This window comes from Porphyromonas uenonis 60-3 (genome assembly GCF_000174775.1).
Taxonomy (GTDB): Bacteria; Bacteroidota; Bacteroidia; order Bacteroidales; family Porphyromonadaceae; genus Porphyromonas; species Porphyromonas uenonis_A.
In genome coordinates, this window is sequence record NZ_ACLR01000047.1 from 1 (window position 1) to 12,897 (window position 12,897).

At 53.2% G+C, this 12,897-nt stretch carries 8 protein-coding genes; 4 read left to right on the forward strand and 4 right to left on the reverse strand.

From position 1 onward, the window contains the following. The first annotated feature begins 424 nt into the window (after positions 1–424). The 3 genes from PORUE0001_RS10520 to PORUE0001_RS01390 all read left to right on the forward strand — a co-directional run bounded on the left by PORUE0001_RS10520 (position 425) and on the right by PORUE0001_RS01390 (position 3,710). Complete coding sequence (locus tag PORUE0001_RS10520; RefSeq protein ID WP_157750180.1) at positions 425–676, forward strand: hypothetical protein; 252 nt, start codon at positions 425–427, stop codon at positions 674–676. Between the two features lie 522 nt (positions 677–1,198). Continuing rightward, on the forward strand, positions 1,199–2,629 hold the full coding sequence (gene cls, locus PORUE0001_RS01385) for a cardiolipin synthase (protein ID WP_007364676.1): 1,431 nt from the start codon (positions 1,199–1,201) through the stop codon (positions 2,627–2,629). Positions 2,630–3,077: 448 nt separating this feature from the next. Next, on the forward strand, positions 3,078–3,710 hold the full coding sequence (locus tag PORUE0001_RS01390) for a MarC family protein (protein ID WP_007364666.1): 633 nt from the start codon (positions 3,078–3,080) through the stop codon (positions 3,708–3,710). Between the two features lie 133 nt (positions 3,711–3,843). Here PORUE0001_RS01390 and PORUE0001_RS01395 read toward each other — a convergent pair whose 3' ends face one another. Beyond that, entirely contained in the window at positions 3,844–6,141 is a 2,298-nt protein-coding gene (locus PORUE0001_RS01395; RefSeq protein WP_007364660.1) for a leucine-rich repeat domain-containing protein, read from the reverse strand. 13 nt (positions 6,142–6,154) lie between these two features. Then, positions 6,155–8,671, reverse strand: coding sequence for a T9SS type A sorting domain-containing protein (locus PORUE0001_RS01400; protein WP_007364672.1), 2,517 nt, complete (start codon positions 8,669–8,671; stop codon positions 6,155–6,157). A gap of 668 nt (positions 8,672–9,339) precedes the next feature. On the opposite strand from PORUE0001_RS01400, the gene megL reads away from it, so the two are divergent. Beyond that, a complete protein-coding gene (gene megL, locus PORUE0001_RS01405; RefSeq protein WP_007364678.1) occupies positions 9,340–10,542 on the forward strand; it encodes a methionine gamma-lyase in 1,203 nt (400 codons plus the stop codon). A 174-nt stretch (positions 10,543–10,716) separates the two neighbouring features. On the opposite strand, the gene PORUE0001_RS01410 is transcribed toward megL, so the two are convergent. Beyond that, positions 10,717–11,286, reverse strand: a complete 570-nt coding sequence (locus PORUE0001_RS01410; protein WP_100067358.1) for a 5-formyltetrahydrofolate cyclo-ligase — start codon at positions 11,284–11,286, stop codon at positions 10,717–10,719. Positions 11,287–11,297: 11 nt separating this feature from the next. Continuing rightward, complete coding sequence (locus tag PORUE0001_RS01415) at positions 11,298–12,893, reverse strand: S41 family peptidase (RefSeq protein WP_007364669.1); 1,596 nt, start codon at positions 12,891–12,893, stop codon at positions 11,298–11,300. Positions 12,894–12,897 lie beyond the last annotated feature (4 nt).

Consider the following 12,897-nt stretch of genomic DNA (forward strand, 5'->3'; position numbering starts at 1 on the left):
TCAGCGCCAAGGAGCAAGCCAAGGAGCAGGCTCTCGCAGCAAAGGTTCAGGAGCTCGTCACGCTCGATGAGCAGAAGCCCCTCACGATCAAAGAGCTGTACGAGGTGCACGCCGATCTGCAGAAAGAGATCAATAAGCTCCTCGGACTCAGCGACGTCGAGCCTGCAGCAGAAGCTTAAGCAATCAGCCGAAACGGGTAGCCAGCAAAAGCTACCACAAATCATACAGACTAGCGGGATCATCTCACCGACGTGTGAGGTGATCCCGCTAATTTATGAGACGATGGACCCTTTGTATGGACGCAGGGGAAGTGTCAAGCGAGAGGGAGTCCGTCCCCGAACGACGAGACGTGTAACGGCTGTGCGTCCGTTGTGTCAAAGCTGGACGAGTAACGGTTGTAGGGACGCTCGGTCGAGCGTCCGTTGTGTCAAAGGTTACGGCGTTCGTTGGTTTTAACGGGAACGGACGCACGACCGTGCGTCCCTACAACCGTTACTCGTCTCGCTTTAACGGGGACGGACGCACAGACCGTGCGTCCCTACAACCGTTACTCGTCTCGTCGTTTAACGGGAACGGACGCACGACCGTGCGTCCCTACAACCGTTACTCGTCTCGCTTTAACGGGAACGGACGCACAGACCGTGCGTCCCTACACCCGTTACTCGTCTCGCTTTAACGGGGACGGACGCTCCGACGGTCTGCGTCCGACCGAGCGTCCCTACAGCCGTTACTCGTCTCAAGGCACTCCGATGCACTTCGAGGACCTTGACACCACACCTCCGAGGAAATAGAAATTGCCTCGGTAGAAAATGGAAATCCTCCACGGAGGCATAAAAAATTTTATCGGAACTTTGATTTGCTTCTTCCGAAGTTTCATTTCATTCTTCCGAACTTTTATTTCCCGGTTCCGTGGAGATTTTTCGTTTGCTCGCTGGAGATCTCGGATTTCCTAGCGAGGGGAGAGATTAGAGGTGAGCGGTTAGAGATCGGAGTCATCTGAGTGATCAGAGGCATCAGAGCAGTCGGAGCAATCGGAACCATCGGAGCAATCGGAGCCATCGGATACGTGTAACCCGAACCTCTAATCTCTCACCTCTAACTTCTAATCTCTCACCTCTAATCTCTAATCTCTAAATTCCTTACCTTTGCGATAGCGAGTCTGCTACAGCGCTTGGCTGGCTCCGTAGGTTTGAGATCTATGTGGACGATACTGCTGACTATCCTATACACGCTCCTGGTCGTGGGCGTGGTGGTCGTTATCTTGACGGGCGGCGATGACATCTATCGGATGTTTTCGTGGCTGATGGTTGTGCTCTTTCTGCCTATCGTTGGGGTGATCCTCTATCTGCTCTTCGGGCGCTCGGCAGCCTCCATGCGGTTGATCTCTAAGGATTTCCTTAAGGAGATCAATAGGATGCCACTAGAGCACACCGATCAGACCTTTCACCAAGCACTCCTAGAGGATCCCTACTACGGGACGCTCGGCAAGTTGCTCTATAATAGTGATGATCGTATGGTGCTGGCCGCTTCCTCAATGTCGGTCATCACGGTGGGCACGGACAAGTACCGACAGCTCTTTGAGGACATCAGCTCGGCAAGGCGTGAGATACATCTGATGTACTACATTATCGCTTCTGACGAGCTGGGGGTCAAGCTTCGTGACCTCCTAGTGAGGAAGGCTCGCGAGGGGGTTCGTGTGCGGGTCATCTATGATGGCTTGGGCTCCTTCTGGAGCGATGTGAGGGGCTTCTGGAAGCCTCTTCGTAGGGCTGGCGGAGAGGTCTATGCGTTTCTACCAGTACGGTTTCCCTTCATTGATCTGCGTATCAACTACCGCAACCATCGCAAGGTGGTGGTGATAGATCAGCGGGTCGGCTATCTCGGGGGGATGAATGTGGCGCAGTACTATGCGCAGGGCAATGAGCTGGGGCGGTGGCGCGATACGCACTTTCGCATAGAGGGTAGTGCCGTGGCGGGGTTGCAGCGTGTCTTCCTAGTGGACTGGGCCGTGGCGGTGCGTAAGCGCTTTGACCTGGCGCCTTACTTTGCCGAGATCGATCGGGGCGCTGCGTACGAGCATCCGATAGCGATGCAGTTCCTGACGAATGGTCCGCAGGCGCACTGGCTAACGATCGAGCAGGCGTTCGTCAAGGCGTGCTCGATGGCCCACGAAGAGATCTTGATCCAGACGCCTTACTTCCTCCCGCCTGAGGGGCTGCTGATGAGCCTTTGCAGCGCAGCTATGCGTGGTGTGCATGTCTGCGTTATGATCCCCGAGCGGGGCGACTCCTACCTGACGCAGCGCGCCTCAGACTCTTACCTGACGCAGCTGATGCAGGCGGGCGTGGATGTGAGGCGCTACCGTGGCGGCTTCCTACACTCTAAGCTAATGGTGGTGGATAGGCGTATCGTCGGTGTCGGCAGTGCGAATATGGACTTCCGTAGCTTGGAGATCAATCTAGAGGTGATGGCTTTTGTGTATGATAGGCTAATTGCAGAGGAGCTCTGCAAGACGTTTGAGGTGGATCTGCAGTCGTGTCATCAGCTAACGCTTGCGGAGTGGGATAAGCGCCCCCTATGGATACGTAGCTGGGAGGCTGTGGCTCGGCTCTTCTCGCCACTCCTCTGAGTAAGGGCACAAAAAAAGCCGCACTGTGGATTAGAAAAACTCCGAAGAACATACAAGTTTTGAGGATCCGCCACCCTCTGAAGTCCACTGGAGCAACGAGTGCTCACATACTCACCAGGAGCATGTCGAGGCCGGTCATCAAGTAGGCAGAATAATCTCGGAATAGTCTATTAAATTTGAAGAGTTTCCGTATCGAGCAGTGCGGCTATGGGTCTGTGCCGTGCTACCTATCTATATGCTAAGAACACGCTACCAAGTCACCTATCGGTGTCTTGCTACGACAAATATAGAGCAATATTTTGAGCTGTGCAAATTAGGCATCGGTTGCTGGGGTGCGAATGGACTTTTTTGAGATGCGGGAGCGCCTCCATTTGATGGTTGTAGCGCTATTTATTACCTTTGCAGACGAAAGCGTCCCCCTACACACCGCTTTTAACCAACACTGACTATGGAAAATCTTTGGAATAGCGTCCTCTCTGACTTCGAGCACTTCACATTGCCGAGCTTCTTTGCGACCTTTATGATCCTCTTTGTCTCTATCGACATCATCGGGGCGATCCCGATCGCGCTGAGCCTTAAGGAGAAGGGAAAAGTCTTTCACCCTAGCAAGGTGGCCATCATATCGGCCATTATGTTTATGGCATTCCTTTTCATAGGCGAGCCACTACTCAGCTTCTTCGGGGTGGATGTCTCCTCCTTTGCTGTGGCGGGTTCGATCGTCCTCTTCGTCCTAGCTGTCGAGATGATCTTCGGTATACAGGTCTTTCAGGATGATGACCCCTCGGGCAATGCCGACATCGTGCCTCTCGTCTTCCCGCTCTTTGCGGGTGCAGCCTCCTTTACAGCGATCCTGACGATGCGCTCCTCGGGCACGGCAAACTCGACTCTCTTTGTCGCTATCATCCTTAACGTGGTCTGCATCTACCTGATGCTCCGCACCGTGTCGCTCCTAGAGCGCTGGCTGGGTAAGGGGGGTATCTACATCCTGCGTAAGTTCTTCGGAGTAGTGCTACTAGCCATCTCGGTGAAGTTCTTCATGCAGAACCTGATGATCATCCTCGAGCCATTCTTTGGCAAGTAAAAGCTCTTAACATAGAATAGCGTAGAGGCTCTTCCACCAAGGAGGAGCCTCTACTTCTTGGAGACTGCGGCGAGCAGTCTCCGTTCCCCTAAACTGAGGCTATGGCTTGCACCATAATCCTCAATGTCCATGTCTACGGTATGACCACCTTAACCGCCTCTGAGGGAGTGGCTAGGATGTATAGACCTGCTGGGCAAGCGGTGAGTGGGAGCTCACGTAGCCCCTCGGCATCGGTCTCCGTCTGTAGCTGTAGCTGTCCCGACAGATCGTAAAGTGCGATAGATGTGTGAGGCGCTGCACTAATCTGTAGCGCGTCCGCTGTGAGACGGATCTGCACAGCGTGTGTAGCCACTGGTACGATGGGATGAATGAATGTGGGGATCTCAATGGGAGCTCCTGTGTCTCCCTTGCTCCCGTCTAGATAGTCACTCATCGTCCAGCCCTTAGCCTGTGCTAGGAGTTGTAGCTCCTTGGCAAAAGCGTTGTCAACACCTGCGCCCTTGCTATTGAGCCAGAGGATCGTAGCTCGTTCCGCTTCAAGACGCTTGGGTAAGCTGGCAATAACGTCTTTGCCCGCCTCGACGGTTAGCTTGTTGCCGTAGCAAGAGATGTAGTTTAGCAGTGGCGTACCACTGAGCTGGATGGAGGTGAGCTGATTGTCGTGCAGTCGGAGCGACACGAGGTTGGGTAGCTCTGCGAGTGTGATGGTCGCAGGCTGGTAGTCATGTAGCTCGAGCTCGCGGAGGTAGGTCGCCTTGGTCAGCTCTACGGCCTGGATGGTGGCTCCGCTGACGATCAGCTTGTAGACATCTCCATGGATGGTTAGCTCGTTGCCCTCGAGGGTATAGGTGACGGGATCCTTTGAATTGGTAATAGGCTTGGTGGTACCTGTGGACTCGAGCAGTCCTAATCCGCCGACGGTGAGCTGTACGGTGCTACCCGCCTTGTCAAAGGTGAACTTGACCACGCTCTCGCCTAGCTCGGGAGCATCGGATCCTCTGTAGTCTAGTCCATTGCCACTGTCGGCAAAGTCCGCATAGTCGACGACGCGCCAATACTTACCGAGAGCTTGCTCCACAAGAGCCTTGGTACAGACATTGCCCTCAAGGGTGCTGGGCGAGTTCACCACCTTAAAGAGTCCTCTCGTCTGCCCCGTGCGATTGGGTAGCTGGGCAATGATCTGCGCCATCTGTGACTCCTTGATCTGATTGTCGTAGATGTCCAATTGGCGAAGCGGTGCGCTAGCTGGCAGGGTTATGGAGGAGAGCTGGTTGTCGTTGCAGAGTAGCTCCTCTAGATGCGTTTGCGCAGAGAGATCGAGCTTGCTGATGTTATTGTAGAAGAGGTGTAGCGTCTTGAGCTCCTTCTGAGCAGAGAGGTCTATCTGCGAGAGGTTGTTGTGCCCTATCCGTAGTGATACGAGCTTAGGGTTGTGACTTAGGTCGATAGACTTGATCTGCAGGTCGCCACAGCTGAGCTCCTCGAGGAGTGGGCAGTGCGATACGTCTAGCCCAGCGAAGGGGTTCTTGGCACAGCTGAGGATGCGGAGGTTCTGATTGTGAGAGAGGTCTAGCGAGGCGAGCTGTCCATAAGCACAGGAGAGCTCCTCAAGAAGAGGAAACTTAGAGAAGTCTAAACTCCTTACGCCTGTGCCGTAGAGGTCTAGGTAACGTAGCTTGGATTGCTCTCCGAGGGTTAGCTTGCTTAGATTAGAGCAGTTAGCTACGGAGAGGCGCTCCAGTGAGGAGAGATGCGCTAAGTCTAGAGAGGAGATCTCGTTTTCTCCACAAGAGAGTGAGCGCAGAGCTCCATTGTGGGATAGATCTAGAGAGCGAAACTGATTCTTTGCGAGATCTAGCTGTTGTAGTTTAGGACACTTACTTAGGTCTATAAAGGCGGGATAGTAGTTGTCCGCATAGTCGAGGATCTCTAGGTCAGGACACTGGTCCAGGTCAAGGCTCTTGACGTAGTTGCCCTTGAGGCGTAGCTCCTTGAGGGCAGAAGCTTTGGGTATGTTGAGTTGCTCTAGCTGATTGAAGGTGCAGTCTAGATGCTGGAGTCCTTTGGCAAAGGAAAGGTTTAGCTCCGTGAGGTTGTTGTCCACACAACGTAGCTCGGTGAGCTCTTTGGCCTGTCGTATGTCAAGTGCAGAGAGCTTTTGGTGCGAAAGCGTGATAGCCGTGATGGCTCCTGAGAGCTTCACCTCAGCACTCTCAAGGGTATAAGCGTGTGCCTTGCCATCAGCGAGGATGGATCCTGCGAGGCCTTGAGCCGTTACTGCACCATCTGCGGAGAGGGTGAGTGTGATCGTCGATCCTACTGGCAGAGCCGTGGTGAATAGGATACGAGAAGCTGCGTAGCTCTGAAGAGAGCATAGGGCGAGGCCCATGAGCATAGTCATGAGTCCTCGCCTTATGATAGAGTGAAGCATAGGTCTTGCTTGCTTATTGTGTTATAACCACCTTGTCAGTCTGTGTGCTGTCAGAGGAGATCGTGCGAACGATGTATAGTCCGTCGGGTAGCTCGCTGACGCCCATGTCTATGCGCTGGCAAGGTGCCGTGCGGTAGTCACGGAGCAGCTGACCTGTAGTGTCGTATACCTGAAGGCCCTCTAGGGATGCGCCCTCAGCGGTGATCGTGCCATAGGCATACTGTACCGTCGTGGCGCCTCTGTCGACTAGCTCCTGGAGGTGACGTGGTGAAGCCTCAAAGGTGTAGACGAAGTCCATGAAGTGCTTCTCCTTGCCATCGCTTAGGCTCCAGTACTCAGCCTTCTGGCAGTGTCCCGTGAGCTCGTAGAGGAACTCAGCGAGCGTACCTCCGCCCTCTGTAAAGGGTCGCTTAGGCCAAAAGACCTTTGCCGTCTGCTCTGGTGCATACTGAAAGCGCAACTCATAGACAGGCTTAGCGACACCCTTGTCGGCATCCTTCTCACCCTCTTGGTACTCGAAATTGATCGCTTGATAGGTCGTTAGGAGTCCGTTGTTGTCCCACTTGTAGGCCTCTCCCTTGAAGTACTTCCACTCAAATTGAGCCGCAGAGCTCTTCACCTCGCTCTTTTGTCCCTTCTCGTTATAAGTATAGAAGGTCTTGCCCGACAAGGTGGTGATAGTAGGACGATCTTGTGAGAGGTCAGGCTTGCCAAATTGCTCCTCGATGAGCTGTCCCTTGTCATTGTAGGTGTACTCAGACATCACCTGAGCCTTCTCGTCCACCCAGTAGTCTACCTGACCGTCTGGGCGATAGAGTATCTTGTAGTTAGCCATTAGATTATCGTATAGCTTCATCTGGCGTCCAGTCATATGACCCTGGTCATCGTATGTGAAGTGTGCAAACATGCTGGGCTTGCCGTCTCCATCGTAGTCTGTGGAGATAGTTGTGGCGATGTCGGAGATCCGACCTTTGGCGTCGTAGCTAATGCTGTTGTGCTGAGAGATAGAGCCATCAGCCTTAGTCTCGGTACGGCTTGTCCATCGCTTGTTATCATCGTATCCATAGGTATACGTGTAGAGGTCAGGGTGAGGCTTAGAGGGCTCTACCTTGGTGAGGTAGTACTGATATACGCTACCCTTGGCAAAGGTTGCTGTGACCTTGCCATCTGCCATTAGGTCAAACTGCATATCCTTAAGTATATCCTCGTCATTGAGCTTAAGGGTCTCTAGCTGATACCCCTCATCTGGTGTAGCGACCACCTTGTAGGTCTCACCCACGGGGAGGAGAGCTAAGTCTTCGGCATCTAGTCCCTCTAGAGCGACCTTGCCATGCTCCGTCTTTTCGATTGTGACCTTGGCATAGTCGCTGTAGAGTGGTTTGGGAATGGAGTTGTCGTTGTCATTCTTAGAGTAGAGCGTCCATCCCTTGCGTCTAGCTACGCTTGCAGCCTTGGGAGTCCAAACGTTTGCCTCCGTGTAGTCAAACTTAACGCCCTTTGCGTAGACCTTGAAGGCAGGCTTCATAGCATCGTAGTCAGCACTGTGGTCTGCCAGTCCATTGACGACAGCGAGTGTAGCCTCTGCGGGGAGAGCGCTGAGGTATAGGCTAAGTAGCTTGAGGTTAGGACAGTCGGATACAATCACCTTGGTAAGAGACTTATTGTGCTCTAGGTAAGCCTCCTTAAGTCCCGTAAGCCCCGTCAGGTCTACCGTCTGTAGTGGCTTGCAGTCCGATAGGTAGAGGTACTGTAGCTGGCCCGTCTTAGGTAGCTGAATGGTAGCTAGATCGCCACAGCGAGAGGCGGTGAGCATCTCTAGAGCTGTGCAGTCGGAGAGAGATAGAGCTGTAAGCTTGGTCCCCTCTACGTTGAGCGTCGTGAGCTTGGTCAGTCCAGCCACTTGGAGTGTCGCAAGTGGGTTACGCTCTAGCTGAAGGCTCTTAACCTTTGTCAAGCCTGAGAGGTCAAGCGTCTTGATTTCACCGTTTTGTAGCTGTATCTCCTCGAGAGCTGTACAGCCCGTGAGTGTGACGCTCGTGAGCTTCATACAGGAATTCGCCTCGAGCTTCGTCAGTCCCGTGCAGCCTGTCAGATCTAGTGCAGGGATAGAGGTGCGAGCACAGATCAGCTCCTGGAGCGAGGTGACACCCTTTACCTGTAGATCGGTCATGCCACTGTTCTTGACATTGAGCTGCTCGATCGTCTTGGAGCTAGTGATGTCCATTGCCGAGAGTACGTTGGCGTAGTCGCAGCGAATTGACTTAACAGCACCACGGATCTTGATCTCTAGTGCTGTAGGCTTGTAAGAAGAGCGATCAGCAGCGTAAGCCTCAGCGACACCCTCGATGGTTATACCCTCTCCCTGCACAGCTAGTGGGAGTGTGGTGGGCTGGTCATCATCATCGGTAGGCATCGCCGAGAGCTTGATCGTAATGACATTGCTCTCGCCAGCCTGCTGAGCTGGTAGTGGCGCATAAATAGCCATCCCAAGGAGGGCTAGCAGCGTGGCAATAAGTAATCGGTGATTCATTGTTTTGAATGTTTGTTGGTTTGGAATATCTGTTGATTGGCGCAGAATGGTATTGATACGAAACTGCACCTTTGCCGACAAAGGTAGTAATTATCCATTTAGTACACAATAGCTATAGTTTGGTATGTAACAATTCCAAATAGGCGATATTATTCCGATTTTCCAAATATTCCCATACCCATATCGCTCTAGGAAGCGTGTTTTAGCAAGAAGTCAGGCCACCTCCTGTAGCACTTCTTTTTCTCCTAGATGGAGCATGACGACCGCACGATGGCAAAAACCGCCTAAATGGCTTCAACAGTAGAGCTAACGCCTGTAAGTATGTCGTAAATGGCGAGCTCTCTCAGCTCTCCACGGAGGAATTTTGGACTTCCTCGGTGGGAATCTGTAAACCTCCACGGAGGAACGAAAAAATTCTTCGGAACTTCGAAATCTTTCTTCCGAAGTTTCATTTCATTCTTCCGAACTTTTATTTCCCGGCTCCGTGGGGAAATTTCGTTTGCTCCCTAGAGATTTGCGATTTCCTCCGTAGGGGTGAAGTATACCCCGTATCGTAGAGACGCACGTCCGCTCCTTCTAATCGCTAAACTCTACCCAATATTATGTAGTCGTGAGCGCTATTTTTTCGTACCTTCGTACCGAATAATCAATCCTTTAAATAAAGCTTTATGATAGATCCAAAAGAACTACAGCAGATGGGCTTCGCTACGCGTGCCATCCATGCGGGTAGCGAGCACAATCAGCACGGTACGCTGGCTACTCCTATTTACCAGACCTCTACCTTCGTCTTTGACTCTGCAGAGCAGGGCGGCAGACGCTTTGCCCTCGAGGAGGATGGCTACATCTACACTCGTCTAGGGAACCCGACCTGCACGGCTGCTGAGCAGAAGGTCGCCTCTCTAGAGGGTGGCGAGGCTTGTGTCAGCGCCTCTTCAGGTATCGGTGCGATCACCTCTGCTATCTATCCGCTAGTACAGGCTGGTGACCATATCGTCGCTGGTAAGACGCTCTACGGCTGTACCTACTCATTCCTCGAGCACGGGCTCTCACGCTTTGGCGTGGAGGTAACCTTCGTTGATGCACGCAATCTGAATGAGATCAAGGCTGCTATGCGTCCTAATACGAAGCTGGTCTACATCGAGACGCCGGCTAATCCTAACATGTACCTGACGGATATCGAAGGCGCTGCTAAGATAGCTCACAGCCAGGAGGGAACTGTCCTGATGGTGGACAATACTTACTGCACGCCCTTCATCACGCGTCCACTAGACCTCGGTGCTGACGTGGTTGTACACTCGGCTACGAAGTATCTGAATGGTCACGGTGATGTGATCGCAGGATTCGTCGTCGGTCGCAAGGAGTACATTGACCAGGTACGTCTCTTCGCTGTCAAGGATATGACGGGTTCAGTGCTTGGGCCGTTTGAGGCTTACTTGATCGCTCGTGGTATCAAGACACTGGAGATACGTATGGAGCGTCACTGCGCTAATGCGCAGCGCGTGGCTGAGTTCCTGGAGAAGCATCCCGCTGTCGCATCGATCGCTTACCCTGGTCTCAAAAGCTTCCCACAGTATGAGCTGGCTCAGAAGCAGATGCGCCTACCGGGTGCTATGATTGCCTTCGAGCTCAAGGGTGGTCTAGAGGCTGGTCGCAAGCTGATGAACAGCCTGCACCTAGCTACGCTCTGCGTGAGCCTTGGTGATGCTGAGACGCTTATCGAGCACCCAGCTAGTATGACGCACTCGCCCTACACGCCTGAGGAGCGCGCTGCTTCTGACATTGGCGAGGGTATGGTACGTCTCTCGATCGGTCTGGAGAATGTCGAGGACATCATCGCAGATCTGAAGGGTGGCCTAGATGCACTCCTATAATATATAGTAGGTACTGCCAAAAGAGACTGTTGCAAAAGTCAACAGTCTCCAAAAGGCTATCGCACGAAGCGTGCTTATAGCCTACTAGTAAATAGAGACTCCCCCCATCACAGTCGATGTACTGTGGTGGGGGGAGCTTGCTTTGGTAATGTTTGTAGGTTGATGCGTCCGCTCTTAGTCGCGCACCTCGTAAGTTTTGCTGTCAGATATGATGTAGTGCATGGTGACGTCCCACGGCTCTAGCGGGATCTGATCAACGATCTGCATCGAGGAGGTGACTGCTACACGGAGTGCGTGGGGACAACGTGCAAAAAAGCGATCGTAATACCCCTTGCCACGCCCCATACGTCCGCCATGCGGGTCAAATGCGAGCCCAGGCACGAGGATGAGCTCGATCTCTGCGGGATCTACCGCCTCCTCGACGGCAGCGGTGGGCTCAAGGATCTTGTAGTCCTCGCTGGTGACGAGCGAGTCTGACTGATAGGTGTAGAAGTTGATATCATCGCCCTCGACACGGGGGATGAGCAGTCTCTTCTCACCCTGGTAGCGCTCTAGGATAGCGGTGAGATCTACCTCGTCGGCCATGGCACAGTACAGTGCTATACTGTGACTCCGCACGAAGGGCAGGAAGGTCTCTATCTGCTCACAGACACGCTCTGAGACTGTCTGCCGGTACTCCTCGGTCCACTCGCTCCGCATCTTAGTACGGATGGTGCGACGCAACGCTTTTTTCTCTTCTCTCACTCTGTCACAACTCATCTTTGCGTGTGATAATTGTCTTCTATATATTGCTCTGCGCTACTGATCATCGGGTCGTCTTGCGTTATCACCTGATAGAAGCCCGTGGCGCCAAAGAGATGATTAGCTATCAAAGCATACATCTGTAGTTGCAACCTCCGTGAGGCTTGGCGTAGCATCTGTGGACGCTGTGCTATACCTCGCTCGGCAGCGTATGCGGCTAGGTCTGTTATTAGAGACTTCTCCTGAGCCAGTAGGTCTAGTAGCTCCTGTACGGAGTGCATCTCACGGAGGCTCTCTCTATTTAGATCTACAAAGTAAAAGGCGTACTCCTGCATCAGCCCCGACATGATCAGACGCGCTGCATAAGCATTGATCATGGCGGTGTCTTGCGGGATGAAGATGTCTGGCATAATGCCATAGCCGCTGAAGAGAAGACGACCATTGTCGCTATGATACTCCCGCTGCTTTTGCTTAGTCAGTGAGAGTGTGTCCGCATAGTCGCCCACGGGCTTGATACCTGAGACGCTCATAAGGCTCTCCTCAATGGAAGAGAGACTACCCTGCTCGTAGGGGCGCTGTATGTTACGCCCCGAAGGTGTGTAATAGCGCGCTACTGTGAGACGTACGCTGGACTTGTCCGCAAAGGTAAAGGGCTGCTGTACTAAACCCTTGCCATAGGTCTGTCGTCCTACGATCATCGCCCGATCGTGGTCTTGCATCGCTCCAGAGAAGATCTCGGAGGCTGACGCACTATTCTCATTGACCAGCACCACGAGTGGCAGTCGCTGTAGCATACCTTCGCCATTGGCCACCACATCTTCACGAGGCATGGTGCGTCCCTCGGTATAAACGATCAATTGCCCCTCCTGAAGGAACTCATTGGCGACGGCTATGGCCGAATTCATGTAGCCTCCCGTATTGTCTCTCAAGTCTAGGACCAGCGCTTTCGCCCCAGCTCTTTGGAGAGCACCCCAATGCTGAATGAATTCGTCATAAGTAGTCCGAGCCCAAGTGGTGATCTGCATTAGTCCGATGGTGGGTGTCAGCATATAGCTCACCTCGATGCTCTGAATCGGCACAGGGCCACGCACTACGCTCACATCTCTGCGCGCATTGCGACGTAGTACCGAGAGTCGCACCACGGATCCCGCAGGACCTCTCAGTGCCGAGGTGATGGTGTCTTGGTTGTTGCGCTCACCGAGAAGGCTCTTGCCATCGCACGCTAGGATGCGGTCGCCAGGCTCTAGTCCAGCCGTCTCGGAGGGCCCTCCAGCGAAGACCTGATCAACGACGATCGTGTCGGTGATAATGTTGTAGATGATCCCAATCCCCTCAAACTGTCCCTCCAGTCTCTGCGCCTCACGCTCAGACTCGAGTGGCGGGATGTAAGTCGAGTGCGGATCCAAAGCGCCTAGCAGATAAGGCAAAAGATTGGTCCGTAGCTCCTCCATGTCCACGGAGTCTACGTAATACTTATCGATCAACTGGAGTACCTGGTCAAACTTGTCTGCATGCGTGAAGCTCCGATAGCGAGAGATGAGCCAGAAAGCTAAGCTCCCGATCAACGCTCCAGCCACAAGGCAAAGCAAATATTTATACTGACGGCGCATATCT